This window comes from Mesorhizobium sp. M0410, assembly GCF_040321435.1.
GTDB lineage: Bacteria > Pseudomonadota > Alphaproteobacteria > Rhizobiales > Rhizobiaceae > Mesorhizobium.
In genome coordinates this window covers 68,818-93,232 of record NZ_JAMYRN010000010.1, presented here as the reverse complement: position 1 = coordinate 93,232, position 24,415 = coordinate 68,818, and the positions used below count along the sequence as shown (strand labels likewise).

Here is a 24,415-nt window from a genome sequence, read left to right as displayed (position 1 = left end):
TTTGACCGGCGTCGCCGGCGCCATGGTCCAGATAATTCTCGCACGCCATCGGCAACGGCAGGCAGCTGGATGTAGCGACAAATCATAAGTCGCGACTTGTGCTAATCTGGTGAATTGAGCGTGGCAAAATCGATCTGACTCAGGCGAGCGGGATCGCCGATCACTTCAATGGCTCGGATTTTCTCCCCTGCCGCGTCTATCGTCAGTGCATATCGCGCACGTCCGGTCGGCGCCACAACAATCCCTGGCGCCCCGTTCAGAAGCATTGGCGTCGCGAATTGCGTACGTGCCGCGAAGGCAAGAGCCCCCCTCGCAACTGTTGTGGACCCATGTGCTTCCACCGCTCTTCCGTCAGGAGCCGCAGACGAATCAACACGGATAACGACGTCCGGGTCGAGGAGGGCCACGATCGCATCAATGTTGCCGGAACGAACTGCGTTAAGAAACTCATCCACAAGCCGCCGCCGCCCGTTCAATTCAGCAGCGGAAACAGTGGGCTGACCCCGTATGCGACGACGAGCTCGGCTTGCCAGTTGCCGCGCCATGACCGGGGTGCGGGCGACGATAGGGGCAATCTCTTCGAAGGGCACATCAAAGACGTCGTGCAGCACAAAGGCGACACGTTCGGCAGGAGCAAGCTTTTCGAGTACGACACTCAACGCAAGGCCGACCGAATCGGCAATCGCTAATTCCTTGTCGAGGTCCGCGGCGTCTCCCGAATCCGCGCCCCACGCGGAGAGCGCCTGCAGAGTCTCCGCGCGTGATTTGCGCGCCCGCAGCATGTCGAGGCAGACGCGCGCAACGACAGTAGTGAGCCAAGCGGTAAGATTGTCGACGCTCCGGGCATCTGAGCGGCTGAGGCGCAGCCACGCTTCTTGCACTGCATCGTCGGCCTCTGTCGATGAACCGAGCAGGCGGTATGCAACCTTCCGCAGACGCGTGCGGTCAGCTTCGAAGCGCTCTGCCAGCCATTCATCAGGTTCCATCTGTCACATTTTCCCATCGCTGTCCGTCACAGTGATGACGGAGGAGGCTCATCCGATGTGACAACTCCATTTCAACGGCCTGGGATGAGACAAAGGAGATATCATCATGGAACCGACCAACCCACTGATTCCGATCTTTGTTGCCTTGCTCGGGACTTGGTTCGGCGCAGCCGTGTTTTATGTGGTGGTCATAGCCCCCGCCGTCGTTCAAGCGGGGCCGTCCGGCGTCGGATTCCTGCAGACGCTCGCGCGACGCTACGGCACCGGCCCCTTCTATGCCGTCTTGGCCTTTCTGACGGTTGCGACCGGCATGTGGATGTACGTGGCCGGTGCCCGCGGCGTGTGGACAACGCTGAGCGTAGGCTTGGCAATACTGGCGCTGTTTCTCGGTGCATCGGCCAATCGGATCGCCGAGAGGAAGTGGGTCCACCTGGTCGGGAACATCCGGGGCTCTGCAACAGGAGACCAGGGCAGCGACGTGGCGACAGCAATCGCCAAAGCCGAAAGGGTCAACGTCGTGACGACGGTCGTGCTCGGGCTCGCGCTCCTCTGCGTGGTTCTGAGTCGAACTATGGAGTAACAACTCGCAAACGCGCGGCAATCCACATTGATCGCGGGAATTCGTATTCCCTCAACCACCGGCTATTTGTTCAAGCTCAGTCCTTCTTGAACTCGAATAGCTCGATGACGTTGCCCGATGGATCTTCGAGCAAGATGGCGCGACCGGCACCGCCGTCGCTGATGTCGCCGCGGAATCTTGCATCAGCCCGGCGCAACCGCTCAATGAGCACATCGAGTCCCTTCGTAACGATCATAAATCGGTTCCACCCGCCCGGCTTCGGAACGCCGCCCGCCTGACCACCGCTCCCCGCACCTGGGGCGCTGAGATACAGCGTCAAGTCGTCACGCAGCAGCGCGGCGAACTTGCCCGGATTGCGCATTTCGATCTTGAAATCGAGATAGTCTCGATAGAATGCGGCCGCCTCATCGACGTCCGCAACGATGTATCGGACGGAAGCCATTCAACCTTCTCCTCTGTCTTGGAGCTACAACAGTCAATTTCGGCAAAGGTTTCCCTGTCGGTGGAGCTGAGTGCAGAAGCGGGCTTTCTGGATGCCAGCCGAAAAAGTCGGATGAGGTTTTTGGACAAAAAGATCAACCTCGGCCAGGTCTTCGCAGGCCAGACCGTCGGCATCAAACAGGCCGAGGACCATATCTGGCTGGTCAGTTTCCTGGACTATGATCTGGGCTATTTCGACGATGAGACATGTAGGCCCGAACCACTCCAAAACCCTTTCGGGCCAAAAGTGTTACCTATGTCTCCGGTATAAACCGTAACCTATGTGTCCAGAATGGACCGGAGGTGGATGGTGCCCAGAGGCGGATTCGAACCACCGACACGCGGATTTTCAGTCCGCTGCTCTACCAACTGAGCTATCTGGGCTTGCTCCGGTAGGCGGCAATCTGCACACCGGGTTCATGAAAGCGCCGTCGGCACCCCTTGAAAGCGCGTGGGTTATAGCACGGGAATTCGGCCTGTCCAGCGCTTAGAGCATGATCCCGAAAAGTGGAATCCGGTTTTCGGAAAAAGATTATGCTCAGACAAAAAGCATGATCCCGAAAAGTGGAATCCGGTTTTCGGAAAAGATCATGCTCAGACAAAACGCCAAAACCTGTTCCGTCCGACACTACCCGGATGGAACAGGTTCCGGACATTGATTTCAGTCAGAAGCGACAGGCAGTCCGCAAGGCCGATCATCGGTCACGATCGCGGCTGCGAAACCGTCCCAAGCCTGTGGAAAACCGCAGGTGGACGGTGCTATTTCTGGTCGTCGTTCTCATCCTCGTCGTCGCGGCCCGGGATGACGTAGACCCCCTTCAGCCAGCGGTTGAGGTCGATGTCCTTGCAGCGCGTCGAGCAGAACGGATAGGTTTCGCGCGCCGATGGTTTGCCGCATTCCGGGCAGGGCCGCTTGGGACGCAGCGGCGTGACCTTGTCGTCCGAGCTCATATCCGTGCACCCGACAGCCAGTTGGCGTGCACCTTGAAGCCTTCGCCGCTGAGCAGCGCCACCGTCTCGTAGAGAGGCAGGCCGACGACGTTGGTGTAGGAGCCGACAAGCTTGACGACGAAGGCGCCGGCAAGCCCCTGGACGCCATAGCCGCCGGCCTTGCCGCGCCATTCTCCGGATGCGATGTAGGCCTCGATCTCCTCGCGCGGCAGCCGCTTGAAACGCACCCTGGTCTCGACCAGCCGCAAGCGCTGCTTGCCGCCCGGCGTGATCAGGCAGATGCCGGAATAGACGCGGTGCGAACGGCCGGACAAAAGCCCGAGGCAGTTGGCGGCGTCGTCGAACGTCTCGGCCTTGGGCAGGATGCGCCGCCCGACGGCGACCACGGTGTCGGCGGCCAGCACGAATGTCGGCACGTAGTCGGTCTCGGTCTTCAGCGAGGCCAGCGCCTTCTCGGCCTTCTGCGTCGCCAACCGCTTGGCCAGCGAGCGCGGATGCTCGGCACGCAGCGGCGTCTCGTCGACATCAGCCGGCAACACACGGTCCGGCTCGATGCCGGCCTGCTGCAGCAGCTCTATCCGGCGTGGCGAACCCGAGGCAAGCACGAGCTTCTGCAAAATGCCCATCGCGATCCCGGCCGGGTCCTTGAACTTACTTGAAGCGGTAGGTGATGCGGCCCTTGGTCAGGTCGTAGGGCGTCATCTCGACCAGGACCTTGTCGCCGGTCAGAACGCGGATGCGGTTCTTGCGCATGCGGCCGGCCGTATGGGCGATGATTTCATGTTCGTTTTCGAGCTTGACCCTGAACATGGCGTTGGGCAGCAGTTCTGTCACGACACCCGGAAACTCGAGGACTTCTTCCTTCGGCATTCGATACCTTTGCTTGGATGGATACTTCCAGCGCCCCGGCCGGAAAGTTGCGCGGAACCTATATGATAAACGTCCGCTTGTGAACATGCTTAATCCGCGGCGTTTTCAGCCCCGTTGCCGAGAAAACGGCGGCCGATCCGCGCCTTCAGCCGCTCGCGCACGTCGCGATAGGCGGCCATGATCTGCTCGCGCGTGCCGCTGACGCCGGTCGGGTCGGGCATCGGCCAATATTCGACTTCGACGGCCAGCGAACGGGTGAGCTCGAGCGCGGTGTGGTGGGCTTCCGGCGCCAGCGTCACGATCAGGTCGAAATAATCGTCCTCGAGGTCGTCCATCGTTCTCGGGTGCCGTTCGCCCAGTGAAAGGCCCTCTTCGGCCAGTACGGCATCGACGAACGGGTCGCGTTCCCCGCCGCGCACCCCGGCCGAGGCAACGAAGGTGGTGGGCGGGAGCACCTTGCGTGCCAGCAATTCGGCCATCGGCGAGCGCACTGCGTTCATGCCGCAGACAAACAGGATCGAGCGGGGCAGATTCGAGCGGGGCAGCGGGGCGGCCAGCTCAGCCTCGCCAGTGCAGCACGCAAACCAGCGTGAACAGCCGGCGCGCCGTGTCGAAGTCAATCTCGATCTTGCCGGCAAGCCGGTCCATCAGCGTTTGCGAGCCTTCATTGTGCAGGCCGCGCCGGCCCATGTCGATCGCCTCGATATGGCTGGGCGTCGCGGTTCGGATGGCATCATAATAGCTTTCGCAGATCATGTAGTAATCCTTGACGATGCGCCTGAGTGGCGTCAGCGACAGGATGTGGGTGACCACGGCTGCGCCGTCCTCGCGCGTCACGGCGAAAACCAGCCGGGATTCGGCCAGCGACAGTTTTAGTCGGTACGGCCCGGCGCCATCGTCATTGACCGGTTGAAAACGGTTCTCCTCGATCAGGTCGAAGATCGCCACCGCCCGCTCATGCTCGACATCGGGCGTCGAGCGGCCGATCGTCTCGTCGAGCTCGACATCGATCAGCCTGGCGCGGGTTTGGTCGTAGTCGGACATTTCTACATGTTCAGCCGGATGCCGACGGAGCGTCCATGCGCATCGAGGCCTTCCGCCTTGGCGAGCGTAATCGCCGCCGGCGCCAGCGCCCGCAACTGCTCCGGCCCGAGCTTCAGGACCGAAGTGCGCTTGACGAAATCGAGCACCGAAAGTCCGGACGAGAAGCGCGCTGAGCGCGCTGTCGGCAGCACGTGGTTGGAGCCGGCGACATAGTCGCCGATGGCTTCCGGCGTATGGCGGCCGAGAAACACCGCGCCGGCATTGCGCATCCGCGCCAGGAATGCCTCGGGATCGTCGATGGCAAGCTCGACATGTTCGGCGGCGATGCGGTCGACCAGCGGCAGTGCCGCCTCGATCGTCGGCACCAGGATCACGGCGCCGAAATCGCGCCAGCTCGCCGCCGCCGTTTCTCCGCGCGGCAGGTTCTGCAACTGCCGCTCCACCGCCTGTTCGACCGCCTCGCCAAAGGCAGAATCATCGGTGATCAGGATCGACTGCGACGATACGTCGTGCTCGGCCTGGGCGAGCAGGTCGGCGGCGATCCAGTCCGGATCGTTGCTGCCGTCCGCCACAACCAGCACTTCCGAGGGCCCGGCGATCATGTCGATGCCGACCGTTCCGAACACCTGGCGCTTGGCCGCCGCGACATAGGCATTGCCGGGGCCGACGATCTTGGCGACAGGTTTTATCGTTTCGGTGCCAAAGGCAAGGGCGGCGATCGCCTGGGCGCCACCGACGCGGTAGATTTCGGAGACGCCGGCAAGGTCGGCCGCCACCAGCACCAGCGGCGGCACGTCGCCGCCGGAGGCCGGCACCACCATGGCGATGCGCTCGACGCCGGCGACCTTGGCCGGCACCGCGTTCATCAGCACCGAGCTCGGATAGCTCGCCGTGCCGCCCGGCACATAGAGCCCCACGGCCTCGATCGCCGTCCAGCGCGAGCCGAGCTCGACGCCGGCGGCATCGGTGTAGCGGTCGTCCTGCGGCAGCTGGCGCTGGTGATGGGCGCGGATGCGCTCGCGGGCGAATTTCAGCGCCTCGACCGTTTGCGGATCGGCTGCATCGTAAGCCTGGGCAATGTCGTCCCTGGAGACGGCGATGCCGAGCTCGGCCAGGTCGCCGCCGCCGAATTTCTGCGTGTACGCGACCAGCGCGGCGTCGCCCTCGGCGCGCACCTTGGCGATGATCTCGCGCACGACGGCGTCGACATCGGCCGAGACTTCCCGCTTGGTCAGCAGGAACGCGGCAAAGCGCTGCTCGAAATCGGCGTCGGACTGGCGAAGCGTGATGGCCATCGGCTCAAACCCTGTGGGCCGGGCGCGACGTCGCTTCCCAGGCGCCGCCGACATCGGCAAGCCGCGCCTCGATGCATTCGACATCGAGCATGATCGCGCCGCCGCCCGAAAAGATCAGCTCGACGATGCCGGCCGGCTTGTCGAGCGCGAGAAAGCTGATCGCCAGCAGCGACAGCACTTCGTCGGGCTTGTCGCGGGCAATGCCGCTGGTCTTGGCGCCGAGCACCCGGTCGAAATGCAGCACAGCCTGCCGCCGCTCGTTGTGCTGGCGAAAGAAGCCGGATTTGGCCTCCCAGACGAAGCGATTCATGGTCAGCACGAAGCGCTTTACCGAAGGCAGGTATTCAAGATCGCTGACCTTCATGACGGCATCCTGGACATGCGCCGAGATGATGCTCAGATCCTGATCGTCGAGCGCGACAAGCTTGAGGGCCATGCGGATTTCACACCTGAAGGTTGGACTATTCAGCCTTCTGTTAGGCGGTCTTTCCGGTCCGTGCAACCGCGCCACAAGCCCTGCGGAAAGGCTCTAGCCCGAAATGCGCTCGATCTCCGCGCCGCAGCCGGACAGCTTTTCCTCCAGCCGCTCGAAGCCGCGGTCGAGATGGTAGACGCGGTTGACGGTGGTTTCGCCTTCGGCGGCGAGGCCGGCGATGACCAGCGACACCGAGGCGCGAAGATCGGTCGCCATGACCGGCGCGCCCTTCAGCTTCGCCACCCCGTCGACGATCGCGGTCTGGCCGGACAGCGTGATGTGGGCGCCGAGCCGGGCGAGTTCCTGGACGTGCATGAAGCGGTTTTCGAAGATCGTCTCGGTGATGCGCGACTTGCCCTTGGCCATCGTCATCAGGCCCATGAACTGCGCCTGCAGATCGGTCGGGAAAGCCGGGAAGGGCGCCGTCGTCACGTCAACCGGTGAAATGCCGGCGCCATTGCGCCTGACGCGGATGCCGGAATTGGTCTGCGTGATCTCGGCGCCGGTCTGCGAAATGATGTCCAGCACCGTCTGCAACAGGTCGGGCCGCGCGCCTTCGAGCACGACGTCGCCGCCGGTCATCGCCACCGCCATCGCATAGGTGCCGGTCTCGATACGGTCGGGGATCACCCTGACGCGGGCGCCCGACAGCGCCTCGACGCCGTCGATGGCGATGGTCGCCGTGCCGGCGCCCGAGATCTTCGCGCCCATGGCGTTGAGGCATTCGGCGAGGTTGACGATCTCCGGCTCGCGGGCGGCATTTTCGAGCACCGTCTCGCCCTTGGCCAGCGAGGCCGCCATCATCAGCACATGGGTGGCGCCGACCGAGACTTTCGGGAACACATAACGGTTGCCGACAAGCCGTCCGTTCCTGGTCTTGGCGATGACGTAGCCGGTGTCGACGTCGATATCGGCGCCCAGCGCCTGCAGGCCTTCGAGGAAGAGGTCGACTGGGCGCGTGCCGATGGCGCAGCCACCGGGCAGCGACACCTTCGCCTCGCCCATGCGGGCCAGCAACGGACCGATCACCCAGAACGAGGCCCGCATCTTCGACACCAGCTCGTAAGGCGCCGTCGTGTCGACAATGTTGCGGGCGGAGAAAGTGATGGTGCGCGAATAGCCTTCCTGCTGCTTTTCGCGGCGGCCATTGACCGAGTAGTCGACGCCGTGATTGCCGAGGATGCGGATGAGCTGTTCGACATCGGCCAGATGCGGCACGTTTTCCAGCGTCAGCGTGTCGTCGGTCAAAAGCGAAGCGATCATCAGCGGCAGCGCGGCGTTTTTCGCGCCCGAGATCGGGATGCTTCCGGCAAGCTTGTTGCCGCCGACAATTCTGATGCGATCCATGAAGAGCGTCCCCTCGGCTAAAAGGCCGGTTTAAATCGGTTGAGTCTGTTGCCGCCCATCTAGACCATTGGCCGGCTTGGTTCAAGAAACAGGCTATTCCCCACTTTGGCCCACGCTGATTTGGCCAAAGTACCGGCGACCAACATAGCCGATTCGCGTTAATCTTTTTTCATCGCCGCCTGCAGCCCGTCCGGCCGCTGGTCGGCGTCGCCGGTCCTTCGTGAGCGCAATTGCGCCTTGCGCTTCTGCAGATTGGCGCGCAACTGCTCGGCCAGGCGGTCCTTGCGGCCAGTTCCTGCCTTTTTCGCGGAACCATCCTTCTTCGGTGGCTTGTTCGGAGAAACTGCCTTGTCGTTCATCGTTCCGTCCCCGGCCCGGCGACCCGCCGGTACGGATCAAGGGATAGCCAACATTGTGGCACGGCCATGTCCGCAACGATCGCCTGGTGCGGCCTTTCAACCCGGCCCCGTTTGTGCCCTTGTCTTGGCCTTGCGCTTGCCGGTTCGATATGGCAGAAGCCCCGCCATCGGCGGCTGCGGTAGCTCAGTGGTAGAGCACTCCCTTGGTAAGGGAGAGGTCGAGAGTTCAATCCTCTCTCGCAGCACCAGATCACCTACCCAGCACACGTCAGGCCAACGGCGAAGGTGGGTCTTTGTCAGCAGGGAGGCGCCGTTCCTGGGCGACACGCGGCTGACCCGACCGACTTTGTTGCCACCGACAGAGCCCCGGAACATAATACCCGCAGCGCACCCTATGGAGTTACGCCCAGGGCGCGCAGTGCCTTGCTTGCCGCGACATATTCGATGAAATCGCGGGGGCAGTCGCGGACGGCTAGCCGGTAAAGTCGCAAGGCCTTGTCGGGATGGCCCTTGAGTTGGTGGAACTCCGCGGCATAAAAATCGGCCTCACACACATTTCCCCGGTTCCTGCTCGGGACCGGGTCGTCTGCTTCGGCGAGTGCCGATTCGGGCGTCTGCTCCCCAAGGAACATGCGAACGAGCGGGGCAGGCCATTTGGTCATGTCCAACTTACTGGTAGCCTCACGCAAATTGCTAACGCCGCTATTGCGCTGCTCCGCCAGATCCGCCCAAATCGCATAATAGGCATTGTCGGGTGCTAGTGCTGCCGCCGTGGCAAGATCGGCTTGCGCTTTCGCCGGATCTCGGCCGTAGAAATAGTAAATTCCCCTGCTTCCATACGGGTTGACATAGGTCGGATCGAGTGTGATCGCCTGGCTATAATCGGCGACGGCGCGCTCTGCATCACCCTTTGCGCCCCATGAAATGGCCCGGTTATTGTAAGCGTAGGGGTGTTGGGGATTGAGGCTGATCGTCTCGTCGAAATCGGCGATGGCGCGGTCGAATTCGCCCATCCTGTTGAAAACGAAGCCGCGGTTGTTGTAGGCCTCCAGATATTTCGGATCGAGCTCGATGGCGTGGCTGTAGTCGGCGATGGCGCGAGTGTCGTGGCCCTTGTGAGCCCAAGCGAGACCGCGGTTATAGATGGCCATGGCTTTTTCCGGATCGAGCTCGATCGCCCGGTCGAAGTCGCTGATGGCGCTGTCGTTCTCGCCCTTATCGAGCCAAAGAAGTCCGCGCTCGTTGTAGGCATCGGTGTCGTTCGGATCGAGGGCGATGGCGTTGTCGTAGTCCACCATGGCCAGGTCATTGTCGCCGCTGTCAGCCCAGGCGATCGCCCGGTTGTGGTAAGCGTTGGCGCGACTCTTCGGGCTTCGCGCCCCGTCCTCGATGATCCGCGTGCAGGCGGCGATCCGCTGTGAGCCTGCAGCGGCGCCTCCGCAATCGTCAGTATCCTCAGCCAAGGTAGGGGCAGCGAGCGCAAGCAGCACAACAAGACCGACCAGCACCCGCTGTGCCGCTTGAATTGACCGTTCGATTGGCCGCCCATCAAACATCATGCCAGCAGATTTCGGATCACAATTGCGGGTTGTTGGTCTCCTGCCAATCTGATCAAACAAATCCTGGTTCTGCGCAAGGCATCGCCGCAAAGAAAATGGGTTGATAAATATTGGATTGAGCTGATCGCGAGATGTGGGCTTGCTCGCGCTCGAGTCCGCGCTCCAAAGGAGGCTAGGTCGTAAACTCATAAATGCGGAATGACCAAGATGGGTGAAATGGGAGCTGTCCTTAAAGGTTGCGGAGGTTCAGCCGGGGATAGGGGTGCGGAAGCCGTGAGTGTCGCAAAGCTTTTTGGCCCTGCCATCGACTTTGGAGTCACTATCAATTTCTTCGACTTCGACAGCCCCATCCGTCTTATGCGCAAAGAAGAGAATGGAGGTCGACATGCTGCCACCATCCGTAAGCCCACAAAGGTAGACAACCCCACTTTCTCCCATGCGAGCCATCGCGATCCACACTGTTGGTTCCGTCGAGATGGCAAGGTGCTTCCGGATTGCAAGCTTCAAGGGAGCTACATCGCTAAGCGTGGTGTCGTGGGGAAAGGTTTTCTCGGTGGCGTCTTGAGCTAATGCCGAACTAGTCCACGCTCCGACGACAATCCATGCAAGAAGAATCAAACCTCGCGTCATCCGAACTTCACCAGTGCAGGTTGCCTTTTGTGATTAGGATGTTTGCGAAGGGAAGGTATACAAGTCGGAAAGCGTCCGCAATGCGTCGGTGAGACCACATGGCACGCGATGCTCCCAGTGAAACTCTGGCAAGAAATAGATCGCTTAGGGCACTTAGCTAGGCCTCGATACCCTGCTTACTGTCGTCTACGTGCGGAGTCAGTTCTGGTGGGGTATCAAAATGAAAGACCGTAACTCGGCGATCCTGCATCGGCTCAGTTCCATCGCAAAGAAACAGGCACTGAGCACCACGACACGGCGCCGGACCACAGGTGGGCTGCTCATCGGGTTCGTGGCTGTGTTTCCTCTCGCAGCACCATCGAATTCAGCATGCACCTGTTAGCGTCAACTGGTCGCTAGTATCCCGGGCAGACTCCCGCATCATTCGAACCACACTGAAGCGATCGATGACAATCGCACCCTGGTGCGCTTCTCGTGTTTGGGCCGTACTTCACCAGACGACCGTGAATGCCGACGAGGAGTTGTCTTTGCCATTGGCTTAGGTGACCGCGACCCAGCGCAATCTCGATGCGGGTCTGAGGCCAGGCACCCTGGCGAGGGCTGAGGCGACCAAGGCCAAGGCCGTTGTGGAGGCCAAGCAGCTCATGGCCGTCATTGGGCCGCTGAAGGGGCCGGTCGGAACCCCAGTCAGATCGCGGCAACGCTCGCTGGCATGGGGGTGGCGACGCCCCCGAGCGGGAAGTGGACGGCTATGGGTCAGGCGAACCCAATCCCATGGCGTTGGGGCCAAAACCCAACACCCTGAAGGACCCGAGTTCGACCCCAGGGCGGACATTCTCAGCTTGTTGACCGATTGTCTGCAACAGAGCGGAAGTACCACCCTGGGAAATGTCGCCTCAGTCGAGGCTGGCCGGCGACGAGAACGGCTGATTGGCGTCGACCACGAAGATCGCCAGCTCATCGAGATCGGTTGTGCCGGCGCTGAACACCTCCATCGGCGTGTTGGCCCCGTGTCCGATCATGGCCGTACCAGCTTCAGCATAGGTCATTCCGTGGGGCGTTCTCTGGCCGAGCTTGCCGGTCAGCACATAGAAGGCCTCCGGTCCCGGATGCGTATGGATCTTCGTCTTGACGCCGGGCGCTCCACCGGCGCGGTTCACGCGCAGCAAATACTCGCTTGCTCTGATCGGAGGGACCGGTCCGATCTCGACGACCTTGGTTCCGCCGGTCGTAGAGCCATCCTTCGGTCCAAGCGTGAACAGCCAGACCTTGCCTGCGACCTCCGCCGCAGCGAGGTCGGGCCCGCAGCGCTTTGGGCCTGCGCCAGCGTTGGGAAATTTTCCAGCCGCCAGTACAACGGTCCGGAGGGCAGTTCCTTCACCTTTTTCTCAACCACCGGCTCGACGGCGAATTTGCTGTCTGCGGGCATTGCGGCTGACGTTATCAGCCCGAAAGCACACACCGAGAATATAAGCAGGCCAATACGGCGGGCGCTGAGGGAATGCGGCTTCATGGTTGGTCCTCCCTTTCATGGTCGCCCCCTCGACCAAATATTAGCTATAGCACATGTACCGCGTTACGGCACTGACCAAGTTTCGGGTCACCCTAGAGCGCCTGCCGCCAAAGAAGACTGTTCATGATGCCAAACCGTCTAGGAAGAGTTTTCAAATAGTTTCAAATATTGGAACTCGGTCGTCGCGGTGGCACTGGCTGTGATGGCGATTGTCAGGGGCGGAAGGCCTGGCTCCTCCGCGTCGTCAAATGGGTAGCCGACGGCCCCGTTTAGGGTTCGAAGCAGTCTTGCCCCCAGGCTACTGTGTCTGACGTGAGCCCAACGGTCCACCCGTCCGAAATCGGCCCGCGCATGGCGGGCAGCTCCGTTCGGGCGGGCGCCCGAAAATGCCTGAATGCCAAGCGTCTCGCCATGATAGGAAAATGCCAAGGTCGAGGCACAGTTCCGGTCGCACGCGCCATGATGCGCATGGGGAAGCGCTCTGGTCTGCCCCGCTGCAGGCGACTTAACAAAGCTTGCAGCCGGGAACAATCGCTCAATGACTCGCGTTTCTTGCGAAGACCCGCTTCTTTTGCACGGGCAGCGGCCTCGAAGGCTCGCAAATGTCGCGCCGGCGTTTCAATCGCACCCGCCTCAGCCCTCACGATTTGGCTATTTGTGAACGCGTGTTTGATCAGGTTTGCGCAGATGAGCACATTGACCCTCTAAGCCTGGATGCCGAAGCCTTGGCGGTGATGATTGTCGCAATCTTCCGAAACGTGACTACCAATGAGCGCGAACTGCTGGAAGAAGTTAGGTTTCTTCGTCGCTCAAAAGGCGCAGAGAAGGCGCATTAGCTTGGCGGCGTTCCGAGGCGAATTGGCCTAGTCCCGCTTTGGCACAGCCATTTGGTATCTGAATTGCTCATTGAGAATCGCCAGAGTGTAGCCACCGAGCTTGCGAAGGGGATGGAAATGGGCTTAGCCGAAGACTTATCAGATGTCGCGCTCACATTCGAATGTCCGGATTGCTTGCATCCGGCGGTAAGAAAGGGCTCTGCACTAAGAACAATCGCGCACTTCAAATGCGACGGGTGCAACGCAAAGGTGCGGATCACCTATCCGCAGAAGCTAGCGATCTTCGAAAAGCACAGGCTATTGGCCGCAGGCGACCGCCGCCAGCAAGGCCAGGAACACTACGGTGCCCGCAACAACATCGATCGGGCCGCCGATGCGGCCGAAATGGCTTCGCGACCGCTGCCGCGCGCGGCGACGCGTGCTTAAGCCTTCCTCATCCGCGCGACCTTTACGCATGTTGACCACAGCAATGCCGTCCATCGGAATAATTCGGACGAAGGGTGCGTTAGTTCATTAGATGATGCTAAAAATACGGCAACGTGTCCGAATGTCACTTCATGAAGCCCGCCAGACAGGCTGCGGCTTGCTCTGGCCTAACCTCGAAGGGAACCAGGGATGAAAATTTCGACCTCTTTGACAAGACGAAGTGTTGTCGCCGGGCTGGCGCTGGCCGCCGCATCGACGTCGGTATTGCCTGCCGACAACGCACTCGCCCAGGCTAAGAAAACCACATCGGGGAAGACTCTATATGAGCGCCTGGGTGGTGTGTTCGCCATCGCGGCGGTGATCGATCATTTCAGCGACGCCGTCGTGATGAACCCGATTGTCGGCAAGAAGTCCAAGAACCCACAATTGCGCAAATGGCACACCAAGAACCTTGAAAGGTTGCCCGGCCTCAAGTTCATGCGGACGCTGTGGGTCTGCGACGTTTCTGGCGGGCCCTTCAAGTTCGTCGCCACCAAGCCCGGCACGACGCCGCTCGGCCTCGAGGAGGCACATCGCGACCTGCGGATTTCCCCCGCGGAATTCGATGAGGTCGCAGCGGAACTCGGGCGGACCTTGGATCATTTCAAAATTCCGAAGCCTGAGAAAACCGAAGTCCTGGAAGCTTTCGCCGCTCACAAGGACGAGGTCACCGCCGGCTACGTCAAGCCGGGCTGAAGCGCTTATATCGCGCGGGCATTCGTTCTGAGCATGGGGCGCGGCGCCGTGGCTATGCGGCGCAGCCGCACCGCGCAATTTTCCGATGGTTCCTACTCCGAACCCGCCCGAGCTGTCTCCACTCTGAGCGACCCTTCCGGCAACGGGCGCAGGAGTTCAGCCTCGGACCTCGTCAAGTGGATCCAGGCCGCCCAGTCCGATGGCCGCAGCACAACCACTTGCCGGTTGTGATATGGCGCCACGTCCGGCCCCGGCTCGCTCGTCAGCATCGTGAACGTCGGCGGCTTGTTGCCGATACCCTCGCGCCACAACCCGGCAATCGCCATGAACGAATGGCCATTCAGCGTGAACCTGTGCTTGGTTTTTGGATATTTCGTTCCCGTGAATTCGAAGAATGCCGACGCCGGAACGAGACAGCGCTTGCTGTTGCCGAACTGCCGGCCCTCCGAGCGAAAGTTGAATACAGGTCCGCCTTTTGGCCCGGCCGGGGGAAAGCCGAACGTCATCGACGCCAGTTCGATTGCGTCGCCGGCGGCGCGCATTACAGGCGCGGGGTCGTTGATGTGGATGTCATCCGCCTGCGGCAGATCCAGTTCGCTTTGATGGCTGGGGATTTTGAGCGCCAGCGATTCCATCATCCTGCAGTATTCGGCCCAGGCGATGTGCTGCTCGTAGTCGTTGCACATGGAAAGGCTCCGGACGCTCGACCGAGATCAGTTCAATCCATAGCGTCTGGTTGGCGCTGATTGCCGGCGGATTTGATATAAGCCTATTTGGGCCGGCGTGCGGCAGCGATGGTCTGCAACAGATTGATGCTGTTCACGTCGGGTTGACTGGATGCGGCGACCGCAAGTGCGGCGGCCTCGGCTATTTTCGCGACGTCGTCGCTGCTGATCGTTCCGCGCTTTTCCAGCAGGTTTACAAGCTCGACAACGAGAAGAAAGGCGTTCACACCATATCGTTCGGCTTTGAGCTCGAACTCGCCTCGGGCCAATTTCTCCCTGTCTCCTTCAGCCCGTTTGTCCACGTCGGCGTCCTCTCCTATGGCTACAAGCTATTAACGCTTAGCACGAATGGTTTAATCCTTCGAACTGGCCACAACCTTCGCCAATTGCCGGGCATAGTGTCGCCGGTGGCAAGGGCATGGGTTCGGTTCAGCCAAGGATGAGACCAGCCAACAGAACGGTAAGAATAAAGGACAACTCGACGGTAAGTAGCCCGCATGCTTCCAAAGTGTTGGTTTGCCAAGCTTTCGTCGGGCGCCTCCGGTTTGAATTCCTGTTTCGCGAACCAACTTCATCGGGCACTAGATCGGACGCGGAGCCGGCTTGAATTTGGCAAAGCGCTCCTCTTCATCGGCCCGGAAGGCATCTCCGCGAAACTCCGGAGCACCGTATGCGCGGCGCCGGCCTGCCTTTCATCGACCCGGGCCATCACCAGTATGACACCCTCAGCGATCCTCGGCTTGCGCGGCTTCTGGGCGAAATTGGCGAAAGTTCCGAGAAGCACGCCGGCAAAGCCGCCCCACGCCGCACCGACCAGAGCCATGCCGGTCATCCCCGCAGGATCGACGTCTTGAGCTCCAAAAGCGCTGAAACCGGCCAACAGACCAGCCGTGGCGCCAAGTGCGGCACCGGCGACGGCGCTCCGCCAGACAGCGCTCATCTCATCGTCGTAATATCCAGCAACGCTGATCGGTTCATCGTTGTCGTTGTAAGATCCGACGACGCTGATCTGGCGGCGGCGAATCCCGGCAGCCTGAAGCGCGGCAACGGCACGTGCTGCCTGGGCATGGGAATTGAACAGTCTGCTGATTGTTTGCATTTACGCCCAGGCCCGACGCTCGTTAGCAGCGTCGGGCCTCTCCTCCCTGGCTTTGAACTCTTCCGCCCGGACGCATCTTCGTCGCGCCAAAGCTCACCACAACGTGAGCCAGCCGGCTACGTTCCTCAGCCGAGGCTTCGGTCCAACCCCAGAGTGTCTTGCTTGGGACCTAAGTCTGACCAGCTTGGGCGTGCTGAGGCCATGCCGCGCGGGGAAGGTCGCCGGCTCGAAGAGAGGGTTCAGATGCTATCGCAGACCCAAAAAACTCAAAATGGCTATTATGATCACGATCGCGCCGACCAGCCAGATAATGTTGTTCATGATTGCACTCCTTCGCCTCCGGGCGGGGCGCACGCCGGGGCGAAGCCCGCCACGCAAGTAGAACATTAGATACGGCTAAAGGTTCCTCGCGGGGCCTTGCTGTCGAAAGAGCCCACCGCACCAGTCGGCACGGCGGGCGAGGCAGAGTTTCACCCCGGTGGGGGCAGAAGACGGCGTTGCGTCCAAGGCTCAGCTGATGCTTCTGGACCAGTCATCAACCTGGCGCTCCGCCTCTTCCTTGGCGATGCCATATCGCTCCTGGATACGCCCCAAGAGCTGGTCCCGGTTGCCCTCGATCCGATCAAGATCATCGTCGGTTAAGTCACCCCACTGCTCTTTCGCCTTGCCTTTGAACTGCGTCCATTTTCCCTTGATTTGATCCCAGTTCATATGTTCCTCCTTGCTTCCTGGGCCCGCACTGAAGCGGAGCGCGGACCGATCGGCATTTCAATGTCGGTGACGAATGAAGATTAGCGGCCGCTAAAAGTTCCGGTGCCGGCGCAAAAAGCCCGCCGTGCCCGTGCCGGACTGCGAGGTGATGTTGATGATGCCTGGAGCTTGATGCTCCTTGCAGCGCCACCCTATCCCGTTGAAGTCGCTGAGCTTCTTCCTGGTTGGCTTTGGCTGGCAAGTCTCGACAGGCTGCCCAGCAGCATCGTTCTGTCCTTGCCGATCATCAGCACGCCGCTGTCGGGCGCCAACAGTGCCGAGAACGGCAGCATCGCCGCGCCGATCGGCGAAGCCTCGGGGCCGAATTGTCCCGATACGATTTCCGGCGCCACGATGCCGATGGCGCTGATCCTGTTGAACTGGGTCTGCACCTTTGCCAGCAGCTCGAGATGGATCGGCCGCGGCAGGATGCTGTCGAGAACGATCGCCTCGATGTCGATGACCGAGGTGATGGCGATGATCGCCTCGACCAGCGCATTGACGCAATCGTCGATCCATTCGGACAGCGGCTCGCGCGCCCCCGGCGGCAAGGGGTCGAGTTCGCGCACGCGATTGATTTCGATGCCGCGCGATTTGAGATGATTGACCAGCACATAGATCGAAGCGCGATGCAGCAGGCTCTGGTAGCGCGCCGGCTTGGCCGCCACCGAATCGAGGCTTGAAGGCGAGACCGGCAAAGGACCGAGCGCGGCGCTGTTGCCGTGCGGCCCGGTGTGGACCTTGCCGCCTTGCACCAGTCCGCCGCCGACAAAGGTGTCGATCGAGATATGCATGAAGTCGCGGAACCGTGCGCCGGTCCCTTGGATGAGCTCTGCGAGTGCAGCCGATGACGCGTCGTTTTCCACGAAGACCGGGGTCTTCGGCTTTGTGGCGAAGAACGTCGTCAGATCGATTGCTTCCCAGCGGCTGCCAAGGTCGTCGGGAAAGCCGAGTTCCTCGCTCCAGCCGCCGAGGAAATACGGCGAGGCGATGCCGACGCCGACGATGCTGGCATCGTCAAGCCCCTCGATCAACTTGTCGAAATTGGCCAGCGACATGTTGCCGGCCTTTAGCACCATGTCGGGGTCCGGAAAGCGATATTCGTGCGACTCGCGCGAGCGGACCTCGCCGGCGAAGTCGACGAGCACGGCTTCCAGCGCGCGCCGGCCGATCTTGATGCCGACGCTGTAGATGCGCTCCGGTGCAAGTCGGTAGAGAGTGGACGGCGATCCGCGTTGTCCGAACCTTTTTCCCACTTGCTTTACGAATCCCGATGATTCCAGCCCGTCGACAATAGCGGCGACCGCGGCCGGCGTCAGATTTGCGGCGCGCGCCAGGTCTGACTTGGATGCCTCCTTCAGGCGGCGGATGGCATCAAGCACGAAACGCTCGTTATAATGCCGCACCTTGACCGAATTGCTGCCTTTTCCGGACAAAACCGGCGCCTCCCCATTCATTCCCGCAGAGTCACTCCAGTCGTCGGCAGCTTTGGGACTGCCGTGGGAGAGAGCACTCAAATCGCACCCGTGCGCGACGCGACAGTGCCCTTCGCGGCCATGGAAGTCAATTTTCCAGTTGCGGCATTCAGCCATTTAATATAGCAAATTGAAAAAACAGGACCAGGGAGGAAAGGTGCTGCACTTGGGCGCATTAGGCGAAGCCGACGCCATGGTGAAGAACGACGCGGCTGTCCCCGTTGCCCTGGTTCAGGCGACAAAAGCCTTCGGCGGCACGATTGCCCTCAAGGACGCGTCCTTCGAATTGCGCTCAGGCGAGGTGCTGGCTCTGCTTGGCGAAAACGGCGCCGGCAAGAGCACCTGCGTAAAGCTGCTGGCCGGCGTGTATCTCCCGACCGGCGGCCATGTCGAAGTCGATGGCAAGCCTGTGGTCTTCCATTCGCCGCACGACGCCCAGGCTGCCGGCATCTCGGTCATGCACCAGCACCCCGGTCTTTTCCCTGATCTTTCGGTGGCGGAGAACATCTATCTCGGCCATATGCCGTGCGACCGCTTCGGCGGCATCGACAACGCCGCCATGCTTACCGGCGCGCGCAGGGTGCTGTCGACAGTCGGCCTCGACGTGCCGGCCGAAACCCGGCTCGGAACGTTGCGCACCTCCGAACAGCAACTGGTCGAGATCGCCCGCGCCCTGTCGCTCGACGCGCGGGTGCTGATCATGGACGAGCCGACGGCCGCCCTGTCGCAGCGCGAGGTCGAGCGGCTGTTCACTGTCGTCGCCGACCTGCGGCTGCACGGCGTGGCGATGATGTTCGTCGGCCACCGCATGGACGAAATCTTCCGCATCGCCGACCGCATCGCGGTGCTGCGCGACGGACGTCTCATTGGCGTCAAGCCGAAGGCCGAGCTTGGCCGCGCCGCCGCCATCGGCATGATGGTCGGCCGCGAGGTGACCGACCTCTATCCGCAACGAAGCCACGCCACCGGCGCACTGGTGCTGGAGGCGAGGGGGCTTTCGCACGCCGGTGGCTTTTCCAATATCGACCTCAAGCTCCATGCCGGCGAGGTGCTCGGGCTCGGCGGCCTGGTCGGCAGCGGGCGGACCGAGATCGCGCGCGTGCTGTTCGGCATCGACCAGCCCGATGCCGGCGAAATCCTGATCGACGGCGAAGCTGTGCGCTTCGCCTCGGCACGCGACGCCATGGATGCGCGCATTGCCTATGTCTCGGAAGACCGCATGGGCCAGAGCCTGGTGATGGATTTTTCCATCCTCGACAATGCGGTGCTGCCAATCCTCGACGAGGCAGCCCGCTCCGGCTTCTACGGCACGAACCGCGCGACCAACCTGGTCTCGGACTGGCTGAAGCGCATGAAGCTTCGCTTTTCCGGCTACGCGCAGCCGGTGAAGGAACTGTCCGGCGGCAACCAGCAGAAGGTGGTGTTGGCCAAATGGCTGCGCACCGAACCGCGCGTCCTCATCCTCGACGAGCCGACGCAAGGCATCGATGTCGGCACCAAGGCGGAAGTGCATGCGATGATCGCCGACCTTGCCGCCCAGGGCATGGCCATCATCCTGATCTCCTCCGAAATGCCCGAACTCATCGGCATGTGCGACCGCATTATCGTCCTGCGCGAAGGCCATCGGACGGCCGAATTTGCCAGGGGCGAAGCCACTCAGGAAAAGGTGCTGGAAGCAGCGACGAAAGCCGGCGAAAGCGCCGGCCCGGTAGCACAGGCCGCCGGCGAGGAGAAAAGAAAAGGGCCGCTCGACATACTGAAGCGGCGGGAGTTCGGCCTGCTCGCCGCGATGCTGGCGGTCGCGATCCCGGTCACCATCATCAACCCGCGCATGGTGAGCGCTGCAAACCTGACCGCCGTGTCGATGGATGCCGCGCTGCTCGTGGTTGCAGCACTCGCGCAGATGCTGGTGCTGATCACCCGCAACATCGACCTTTCGATCGCCGCGGTGATTGGCCTGTCGGCCTACATGGCGGCCAGCATGGTCCAGGCCTATCCAGGGCTCGACATCGGCATCGGGCTGATGACCGCATGCGCCGTCGGTGGCGTCGCCGGCCTGATCAACGGCCTCGTCGTCACCAGGGGAAAGATCCCGGCGATCGTCGTCACGCTGGCCTCGATGTCTATCTTCCGCGGCTTCAACTCGATCTGGGCAGCCGGCGACCAGATCAGCGCCGACGAAGTCACGCAAGCCTGGCTCGACATGACCGGCCTGAAGATCGCCGGCGTGCCGCTGATCGTCGTCATCGCAATCGTCATCCTGTGCCTGGGCTACGTGCTGCTCTATCGCACCGCCTTCGGGCGCGAATTGTTCGCCGCCGGCTCCAATCCCGACGGCGCGCGTCTGATCGGCATCCCTGTCGACCGGCGCATTCTGCTGGCCTTTGGCATGGCCGGCCTGCTCGGCGGCCTGTGCGGCGCGCTGTGGGCATCGCGCTATGCGACCATCGACGCCCGCGTTGCGCTCGGCTTCGAACTCACGGTGATCGCGTCAGCGGTGGTCGGCGGCGTCGCCATCCGCGGTGGTTCGGGCACGCTGCTCGGCATCATTCTCGGAGCCCTCACGCTGCTGGTCATCAAAAACGGGCTGACGCTGGTGCGCGTCGATCCGCTGTGGCTGCAGGGCGTCTACGGCCTGGTGATCCTGGTCGCCATCGGCATCGACACCTTCATCGTACGGCGCGCCGAGCAGGCAAGACAGGCGAGGGCGCGGTGAAAAAGTTCCTCCGGTCGATCGACTTCTGGGATCTGCTGCTGGCGACCTCCTGTGTAGCCATCTTCCTCTATGCCGCGATCTTCGTGCCGAATTTCGTTTCCGGCTTCAATCTCTCGCAACTGGCCGCCAGCGCCTCGGAAAAGGCATTGCTGATCCTGCCGATGACGCTGCTCATCATCACCCGCGAGATCGACCTGTCGATCGCCTCGGTGCTGGCGCTGACATCCGTCGTCTTTGGCTTGCTGGTCCAGGCCGGTATGCCGACGCTTGCCGCAATTCCGCTGACACTCGTCGGCGGCGGCCTGCTCGGCGCCTTCAACGGCTATCTGGTCTCGGGCCTTGGACTGCAGTCGTTGGTTGTGACGCTCGGCACCATGGCGCTCTATCGAGGCCTTGGCTACATCCTGCTCGGCACCGGCTCGGTCAACATCCTGCCGCCCGCGGTCGTCGATTTCGGCATCAACAACCTGCCTGGCACCGAGATACCGTGGACCATCGTGCCCTTCCTGGTGCTGGCGCCGGTGTTTGCGGTCGTGCTGCAGAAGACGCCGACCGGCAAGCGCATCTACGCGCTCGGCGGCAGCCCCGAAGTGGCGCGCTATTCGGGCATAAACACGCGGCGGATGGTGCTGAACCTGTTCGTCGTCTCGGGCGTTGTCGCCGCCATAGCCGGCATCGTCTATACCGCGCGCCTCTCCAACGCCCGCGCCAACAATGCGCTCGGCATGGAGCTCGACGTCATCACCATTGTTCTGCTCGGCGGCGTCAGCGTCTTTGGCGGCAAGGGCCGCCTGACCGGCGTCATGCTGGCGCTGGTCCTGATCGCCATCATCCGCAACGTGCTGGCGCTCAACCAGATCGGTGGCGACGCGCAGGGCATGATCATCGGCCTGCTTCTGATCGGCTCGCTGCTGGTCGGCAATTACTGGCGCTCCACACAGGAGCTGCTCAGCAGATCCCGCGCAATGCGCGAGACAAAGGGGTGATCTCGGGCCCCTTCCTTCAAGCCCGAATTTTGACGGAGGAGTCACAATGAAAGCGTTTAGATTAGCCCTGCTCGCGTCCGCGGTTCTGCTTGCGCCAACGTCGCTGGCCTTCAGCCAGGAATGCGCCAAGGAACCCGTAACGGTCGGTTTCCTGCCCAAGCTCGACACAGATCCCTATTTCAAAGTGGCCTTCGGAGGCGCACAAGAGGCGGCCAAGGAAATTGGCGGCACCGCCACCCAGGTCGCCCCATCGCAGGCGACTGCCGAGGCGCAGATCGAATTCATCAACAGCCTCGTGTCGCAGAAGGTCGGGGTCATCGCAATTGCCGGCAACGACGCCAATGCCGTCGCGCCGGCGCTGAAGCGCGCCGTTCAGCAGGGCGTCAGGGTGATTTCGTATGATTCCGACGTGGCCGCCGATGCCCGCGCGGTGTTTGTCAATCAGGTGAAGGGCGACAGCCTCGCCGAGATGATGCTGGAAAGTGCATTCGCCCTCAGCGGCGGTGAAGGCGAATTCGCGATCCTGTCGTCGACGCCGACGGCGACCAACCAGAATGCCTGGATCGACTTCATGAAGGCGAAGATGGCGGCCGAGCCGAAGTTCTCCAAGATGAAGCTGGTGCAGGTGGCCTATGGTGAAGAAAGCGAACAGATCAACCAGCAGCAGGCATTGGCGCTGGTCCAGGCGTTTCCCGATCTCAAGGTGATCATCGTCCCGGCAGGCATTGGCCTTCCGGCGGCCGCGCGTGCACTCGAGGAAGCGGGCATGATCGGCAAGGTCAAGCTGACCGGCCTCGCGCCGGCCACTCTGATCTCGAAATACATCAAGGACGGGGCGGCTCAGGATATCTGGTGGAACGTCACCGATCTTGGCTATCTTACCTATCAGACAGCCCAGGCGCTTGCGCAGTGCAAGATCACCGGCAAGGAGGGTGAGAAGTTCACGGCAGGCAGGCTCGGCGAATACACGATTGGCGCCGGCGGCGAACTGATCCTTGGTCCGGCCAAGATCGTGACCCCCGAAAATCTGGCCGAGTTCAAGTTCTGATTCTATGGAGCTCAAGCTCCAGAGGGGCGCCGGTCGATCCGGCGCCCTTCCTAAAACATCTCGAATGAAAACAGTGCGGGGCGGCAATGAAGATCTTGCTTGCAGGCGAAACCTTTGCAGCGACGACGTCGGTTGCCATCGGCAGCGACGTGCTTACAAGTGCGGCCTCGACCAATGGCGCTATGGCCTTCAATGCCGCGCTGGCCACTGAAGGCATCGCCGTCACGCAGATCGGCGGCGAGCGTTGCAGCGCGGAGTTCCCTTATGACCTCGATGGGCTCGCCCAATATCAGGCGGTGGTGATCTCCGATGTCGGCGCCCTGACATTGCTGGTCACGCCGGATGCCCGCGCCGGGCGTGTCGGCGTCAACCGCCTCGATGTGCTCAAGGCCTATGTCGAAGCTGGCGGCGGGCTGATGCTGGCCGGCGGTTACATGGGCTTTCAGGGCATGTTCGGGACGGCGCGTTTCCACGACACCCCGGTCGAGGACGTTCTGCCCGTCCGCTGCCTACCCTACTGCGACGGCATGGAGGTGCCGCAAGGCCTGCAGGCCTCCATCCTGCAGTCGTCACATCCGATTTTTTCCGGGGTGGAGGGGCCTTTGCCGCCGATTCTCGGCATGAACAAGCTGGAATTCAGGCGCGACGGTTCGTCCCGGCTTCTGGCGACCTGCCACCATCGCGGCACCGACTGGCCGCTCCTTGCCGTCGGCAGCCATGGCCGCGGCCGCGCGATTGCCTGGGCAACCGATATCGGCCCGCATTGGCTCTCGCAGGATTTCCTCGCATGGCCGTTCTACGGAAAACTGATGGCGAACATGGTCCGTTGGCTCGCCGGCAATGAATGAGAAAGCTGGTTTGACCAGTGCGGTGCCCAATCCTCCAACGAAAGACCAGGCCATTAAGCATGCGTTGAATCAGGACGGCAGTGGCTCATAAACCGAAACCCCGATGTATCGATCGTATGAGCCGCGATCTTTCTCAGGAAGCTTGTCTCGGGTTACGCGCAATGTGAATCCCCCATGCAAGTGCCCCGCGTCGAGAACCATCCAATCGAAAATATCGTCGCCTTCAAATGCAAGTCGCTGTCCGACTTGATGCCATTTCTGAAGCTCGGGTGGCACCCCGAAAAACGTACCCGAAAATAGCCGCTCCTCAGCATGATAATGCACTGCGGCAAGCCAAAGGAAAACAAAGTTGTCCTCCCCAAGACGTTCGGACTCGTCGGGATCGCGAAACCGAAGCTTCGCGGAACAGAAGGCATCTGCATTTCTCTCGATGTGTTCGACAAATGTCGGCACACTCGCAAGTGCGCGATCGTAAGCTGCAAGGAAGGCGGGGTCTGTCTGCGAGATAGTCGTGAAGAGTGGCTCATTCCGCGGTTCGTCGAATTCACTGTTCGATTGAGATTTTTCGCCCATAAAAGACCTCTTGGACTAACCTTGAACCGCTCAACGACCTGCGAAGTCCGCGCGCTTCTTCCGGTGTGGGGAGGCGGCACTCGCGAGGCGGTGTCGCACTACCAGCCAA

Annotated in this window: 28 protein-coding genes, 2 tRNA genes and 1 pseudogene; 10 read left to right on the top strand and 21 right to left on the bottom strand. The window is 61.6% G+C overall.

Going from position 1 to position 24,415, the window contains the following annotated elements; genetic code table 11:
- Nucleotides 1–101: 101 nt before the first annotated feature.
- Nucleotides 102–986, bottom strand: coding sequence for a sigma-70 family RNA polymerase sigma factor (locus NKI63_RS16880; protein WP_352751524.1), 885 nt, complete (start codon nt 984–986; stop codon nt 102–104).
- Nucleotides 987–1,092: 106 nt separating this feature from the next.
- On the opposite strand from NKI63_RS16880, the gene NKI63_RS16875 reads away from it, so the two are divergent.
- The gene (locus NKI63_RS16875; protein WP_352751525.1) at nt 1,093–1,566 is read left to right on the top strand and encodes a hypothetical protein; all 474 of its coding nucleotides are present in this window, start codon (nt 1,093–1,095) and stop codon (nt 1,564–1,566) included.
- Between the two features lie 76 nt (nt 1,567–1,642).
- Here NKI63_RS16875 and NKI63_RS16870 read toward each other — a convergent pair whose 3' ends face one another.
- On the bottom strand, nt 1,643–2,008 hold the full coding sequence (locus tag NKI63_RS16870) for a VOC family protein (RefSeq protein ID WP_352702230.1): 366 nt from the start codon (nt 2,006–2,008) through the stop codon (nt 1,643–1,645).
- Between the two features lie 123 nt (nt 2,009–2,131).
- On the opposite strand from NKI63_RS16870, the pseudogene NKI63_RS16865 reads away from it, so the two are divergent.
- Nucleotides 2,132–2,317, top strand: a pseudogene (locus tag NKI63_RS16865) (IS481 family transposase); the annotation flags it as partial.
- Nucleotides 2,318–2,354: 37 nt separating this feature from the next.
- On the opposite strand, the gene NKI63_RS16860 reads toward NKI63_RS16865, so the two are convergent.
- From NKI63_RS16860 to NKI63_RS16815, 10 genes are all read right to left on the bottom strand, one after another.
- Nucleotides 2,355–2,430 (bottom strand) — tRNA-Phe (locus NKI63_RS16860).
- Nucleotides 2,431–2,805: 375 nt separating this feature from the next.
- Nucleotides 2,806–2,997, bottom strand: coding sequence for a DNA gyrase inhibitor YacG (gene yacG / locus NKI63_RS16855; RefSeq protein WP_352702195.1), 192 nt, complete (start codon nt 2,995–2,997; stop codon nt 2,806–2,808).
- Nucleotides 2,994–3,623, bottom strand: coding sequence for a Maf-like protein (locus tag NKI63_RS16850; RefSeq protein WP_352702192.1), 630 nt, complete (start codon nt 3,621–3,623; stop codon nt 2,994–2,996). Before NKI63_RS16850 ends, yacG begins: the two co-directional genes overlap by 4 nt.
- Before the next feature lie 25 nt (nt 3,624–3,648).
- Entirely contained in the window at nt 3,649–3,867 is a 219-nt protein-coding gene (gene infA / locus NKI63_RS16845) for a translation initiation factor IF-1 (protein ID WP_006200926.1), read from the bottom strand.
- A gap of 89 nt (nt 3,868–3,956) precedes the next feature.
- Nucleotides 3,957–4,367 (bottom strand): arsenate-mycothiol transferase ArsC, encoded by a 411-nt coding sequence (locus NKI63_RS16840; RefSeq protein WP_353006212.1) that lies wholly within the window; start codon nt 4,365–4,367, stop codon nt 3,957–3,959.
- Between the two features lie 58 nt (nt 4,368–4,425).
- Nucleotides 4,426–4,911, bottom strand: a complete 486-nt coding sequence (locus NKI63_RS16835) for a UPF0262 family protein (protein WP_352747096.1) — start codon at nt 4,909–4,911, stop codon at nt 4,426–4,428.
- Nucleotides 4,912–4,913: 2 nt separating this feature from the next.
- Nucleotides 4,914–6,206, bottom strand: a complete 1,293-nt coding sequence (gene hisD, locus NKI63_RS16830; protein ID WP_352702190.1) for a histidinol dehydrogenase — start codon at nt 6,204–6,206, stop codon at nt 4,914–4,916.
- A 4-nt stretch (nt 6,207–6,210) separates the two neighbouring features.
- Nucleotides 6,211–6,642: a DUF2948 family protein gene (locus NKI63_RS16825; RefSeq protein ID WP_254820565.1), complete on the bottom strand. Its 432-nt coding sequence runs from the start codon at nt 6,640–6,642 to the stop codon at nt 6,211–6,213.
- A 93-nt stretch (nt 6,643–6,735) separates the two neighbouring features.
- Nucleotides 6,736–8,028, bottom strand: coding sequence for a UDP-N-acetylglucosamine 1-carboxyvinyltransferase (murA, locus tag NKI63_RS16820; protein WP_352751527.1), 1,293 nt, complete (start codon nt 8,026–8,028; stop codon nt 6,736–6,738).
- Between the two features lie 158 nt (nt 8,029–8,186).
- Complete coding sequence (locus tag NKI63_RS16815) at nt 8,187–8,387, bottom strand: hypothetical protein (RefSeq protein WP_352475882.1); 201 nt, start codon at nt 8,385–8,387, stop codon at nt 8,187–8,189.
- Between the two features lie 173 nt (nt 8,388–8,560).
- Here NKI63_RS16815 and NKI63_RS16810 point away from each other — a divergent pair.
- A tRNA-Thr gene (locus NKI63_RS16810) sits at nt 8,561–8,635 on the top strand.
- 144 nt (nt 8,636–8,779) lie between these two features.
- Here the strand turns inward: NKI63_RS16810 and NKI63_RS16805 are convergent.
- The 3 genes from NKI63_RS16805 to NKI63_RS16795 all read right to left on the bottom strand — a co-directional run bounded on the left by NKI63_RS16805 (nt 8,780) and on the right by NKI63_RS16795 (nt 11,745).
- On the bottom strand, nt 8,780–10,135 hold the full coding sequence (locus tag NKI63_RS16805; protein ID WP_352822440.1) for a tetratricopeptide repeat protein: 1,356 nt from the start codon (nt 10,133–10,135) through the stop codon (nt 8,780–8,782).
- A gap of 57 nt (nt 10,136–10,192) precedes the next feature.
- Entirely contained in the window at nt 10,193–10,576 is a 384-nt protein-coding gene (locus NKI63_RS16800; protein WP_352644254.1) for a hypothetical protein, read from the bottom strand.
- Between the two features lie 896 nt (nt 10,577–11,472).
- The gene (locus tag NKI63_RS16795) at nt 11,473–11,745 is read right to left on the bottom strand and encodes a cupin domain-containing protein (RefSeq protein ID WP_352822437.1); all 273 of its coding nucleotides are present in this window, start codon (nt 11,743–11,745) and stop codon (nt 11,473–11,475) included.
- A gap of 946 nt (nt 11,746–12,691) precedes the next feature.
- Here NKI63_RS16795 and NKI63_RS16790 point away from each other — a divergent pair.
- From NKI63_RS16790 to NKI63_RS16780, 3 genes are all read left to right on the top strand, one after another.
- Complete coding sequence (locus NKI63_RS16790) at nt 12,692–12,925, top strand: hypothetical protein (RefSeq protein WP_352508630.1); 234 nt, start codon at nt 12,692–12,694, stop codon at nt 12,923–12,925.
- A 117-nt stretch (nt 12,926–13,042) separates the two neighbouring features.
- A complete protein-coding gene (locus NKI63_RS16785) occupies nt 13,043–13,351 on the top strand; it encodes a hypothetical protein (RefSeq protein WP_352740008.1) in 309 nt (102 codons plus the stop codon).
- A gap of 189 nt (nt 13,352–13,540) precedes the next feature.
- Nucleotides 13,541–14,086: a group I truncated hemoglobin gene (locus NKI63_RS16780; RefSeq protein ID WP_352508632.1), complete on the top strand. Its 546-nt coding sequence runs from the start codon at nt 13,541–13,543 to the stop codon at nt 14,084–14,086.
- 92 nt (nt 14,087–14,178) lie between these two features.
- Here NKI63_RS16780 and NKI63_RS16775 read toward each other — a convergent pair whose 3' ends face one another.
- The 5 genes from NKI63_RS16775 to NKI63_RS16755 all read right to left on the bottom strand — a co-directional run bounded on the left by NKI63_RS16775 (nt 14,179) and on the right by NKI63_RS16755 (nt 18,096).
- Nucleotides 14,179–14,772, bottom strand: a complete 594-nt coding sequence (locus NKI63_RS16775) for an SOS response-associated peptidase (protein ID WP_352508633.1) — start codon at nt 14,770–14,772, stop codon at nt 14,179–14,181.
- Between the two features lie 83 nt (nt 14,773–14,855).
- Nucleotides 14,856–15,113 carry a hypothetical protein gene (locus NKI63_RS16770; RefSeq protein ID WP_352508634.1) on the bottom strand — a complete coding sequence of 86 codons (258 nt, stop codon included), beginning with the start codon at nt 15,111–15,113 and terminating at the stop codon, nt 14,856–14,858.
- Nucleotides 15,114–15,382: 269 nt separating this feature from the next.
- Nucleotides 15,383–15,910 carry a hypothetical protein gene (locus NKI63_RS16765; protein WP_352508635.1) on the bottom strand — a complete coding sequence of 176 codons (528 nt, stop codon included), beginning with the start codon at nt 15,908–15,910 and terminating at the stop codon, nt 15,383–15,385.
- 510 nt (nt 15,911–16,420) lie between these two features.
- Nucleotides 16,421–16,621, bottom strand: coding sequence for a CsbD family protein (locus NKI63_RS16760; protein ID WP_023677416.1), 201 nt, complete (start codon nt 16,619–16,621; stop codon nt 16,421–16,423).
- Between the two features lie 191 nt (nt 16,622–16,812).
- Nucleotides 16,813–18,096 (bottom strand): ROK family transcriptional regulator, encoded by a 1,284-nt coding sequence (locus NKI63_RS16755; RefSeq protein WP_352508636.1) that lies wholly within the window; start codon nt 18,094–18,096, stop codon nt 16,813–16,815.
- 196 nt (nt 18,097–18,292) lie between these two features.
- On the opposite strand from NKI63_RS16755, the gene NKI63_RS16750 reads away from it, so the two are divergent.
- The 4 genes from NKI63_RS16750 (at nt 18,293) to NKI63_RS16735 (ending at nt 23,733) form a co-directional block, all read left to right on the top strand.
- The gene (locus NKI63_RS16750; protein WP_502900480.1) at nt 18,293–20,851 is read left to right on the top strand and encodes an ATP-binding cassette domain-containing protein; all 2,559 of its coding nucleotides are present in this window, start codon (nt 18,293–18,295) and stop codon (nt 20,849–20,851) included.
- Nucleotides 20,848–21,837, top strand: a complete 990-nt coding sequence (locus tag NKI63_RS16745; RefSeq protein ID WP_352508639.1) for an ABC transporter permease — start codon at nt 20,848–20,850, stop codon at nt 21,835–21,837. The genes NKI63_RS16750 and NKI63_RS16745 overlap by 4 nt, the downstream gene beginning before the upstream one ends.
- Before the next feature lie 46 nt (nt 21,838–21,883).
- The gene (locus tag NKI63_RS16740) at nt 21,884–22,885 is read left to right on the top strand and encodes a rhamnose ABC transporter substrate-binding protein (protein ID WP_352508640.1); all 1,002 of its coding nucleotides are present in this window, start codon (nt 21,884–21,886) and stop codon (nt 22,883–22,885) included.
- Between the two features lie 86 nt (nt 22,886–22,971).
- Nucleotides 22,972–23,733, top strand: coding sequence for a glutamine amidotransferase (locus NKI63_RS16735; RefSeq protein ID WP_352508641.1), 762 nt, complete (start codon nt 22,972–22,974; stop codon nt 23,731–23,733).
- A 69-nt stretch (nt 23,734–23,802) separates the two neighbouring features.
- On the opposite strand, the gene NKI63_RS16730 is transcribed toward NKI63_RS16735, so the two are convergent.
- The gene (locus tag NKI63_RS16730; RefSeq protein WP_352644236.1) at nt 23,803–24,306 is read right to left on the bottom strand and encodes a DUF2314 domain-containing protein; all 504 of its coding nucleotides are present in this window, start codon (nt 24,304–24,306) and stop codon (nt 23,803–23,805) included.
- Nucleotides 24,307–24,415: the final 109 nt, after the last annotated feature.

Coding starts and splice junctions, on each gene's coding strand:
- NKI63_RS16880 (WP_352751524.1), bottom strand. CDS start 986: ATGGAACCTGATGAATGGCTGGCAGAGCGCTTCGAAGCTGACCGCACG.
- NKI63_RS16875 (WP_352751525.1), top strand. CDS start 1,093: ATGGAACCGACCAACCCACTGATTCCGATCTTTGTTGCCTTGCTCGGG.
- NKI63_RS16870 (WP_352702230.1), bottom strand. CDS start 2,008: ATGGCTTCCGTCCGATACATCGTTGCGGACGTCGATGAGGCGGCCGCA.
- yacG (WP_352702195.1), bottom strand. CDS start 2,997: ATGAGCTCGGACGACAAGGTCACGCCGCTGCGTCCCAAGCGGCCCTGC.
- NKI63_RS16850 (WP_352702192.1), bottom strand. CDS start 3,623: ATGGGCATTTTGCAGAAGCTCGTGCTTGCCTCGGGTTCGCCACGCCGG.
- infA (WP_006200926.1), bottom strand. CDS start 3,867: ATGCCGAAGGAAGAAGTCCTCGAGTTTCCGGGTGTCGTGACAGAACTG.
- NKI63_RS16840 (WP_353006212.1), bottom strand. CDS start 4,367: ATGAACGCAGTGCGCTCGCCGATGGCCGAATTGCTGGCACGCAAGGTG.
- NKI63_RS16835 (WP_352747096.1), bottom strand. CDS start 4,911: ATGTCCGACTACGACCAAACCCGCGCCAGGCTGATCGATGTCGAGCTC.
- hisD (WP_352702190.1), bottom strand. CDS start 6,206: ATGGCCATCACGCTTCGCCAGTCCGACGCCGATTTCGAGCAGCGCTTT.
- NKI63_RS16825 (WP_254820565.1), bottom strand. CDS start 6,642: ATGGCCCTCAAGCTTGTCGCGCTCGACGATCAGGATCTGAGCATCATC.
- murA (WP_352751527.1), bottom strand. CDS start 8,028: ATGGATCGCATCAGAATTGTCGGCGGCAACAAGCTTGCCGGAAGCATC.
- NKI63_RS16815 (WP_352475882.1), bottom strand. CDS start 8,387: ATGAACGACAAGGCAGTTTCTCCGAACAAGCCACCGAAGAAGGATGGT.
- NKI63_RS16805 (WP_352822440.1), bottom strand. CDS start 10,135: ATGAGTTTACGACCTAGCCTCCTTTGGAGCGCGGACTCGAGCGCGAGC.
- NKI63_RS16800 (WP_352644254.1), bottom strand. CDS start 10,576: ATGACGCGAGGTTTGATTCTTCTTGCATGGATTGTCGTCGGAGCGTGG.
- NKI63_RS16790 (WP_352508630.1), top strand. CDS start 12,692: ATGTCGCGCCGGCGTTTCAATCGCACCCGCCTCAGCCCTCACGATTTG.
- NKI63_RS16785 (WP_352740008.1), top strand. CDS start 13,043: ATGGGCTTAGCCGAAGACTTATCAGATGTCGCGCTCACATTCGAATGT.
- NKI63_RS16780 (WP_352508632.1), top strand. CDS start 13,541: ATGAAAATTTCGACCTCTTTGACAAGACGAAGTGTTGTCGCCGGGCTG.
- NKI63_RS16775 (WP_352508633.1), bottom strand. CDS start 14,772: ATGTGCAACGACTACGAGCAGCACATCGCCTGGGCCGAATACTGCAGG.
- NKI63_RS16765 (WP_352508635.1), bottom strand. CDS start 15,910: ATGCAAACAATCAGCAGACTGTTCAATTCCCATGCCCAGGCAGCACGT.
- NKI63_RS16760 (WP_023677416.1), bottom strand. CDS start 16,621: ATGAACTGGGATCAAATCAAGGGAAAATGGACGCAGTTCAAAGGCAAG.
- NKI63_RS16740 (WP_352508640.1), top strand. CDS start 21,884: ATGAAAGCGTTTAGATTAGCCCTGCTCGCGTCCGCGGTTCTGCTTGCG.
- NKI63_RS16735 (WP_352508641.1), top strand. CDS start 22,972: ATGAAGATCTTGCTTGCAGGCGAAACCTTTGCAGCGACGACGTCGGTT.
- NKI63_RS16730 (WP_352644236.1), bottom strand. CDS start 24,306: ATGGGCGAAAAATCTCAATCGAACAGTGAATTCGACGAACCGCGGAAT.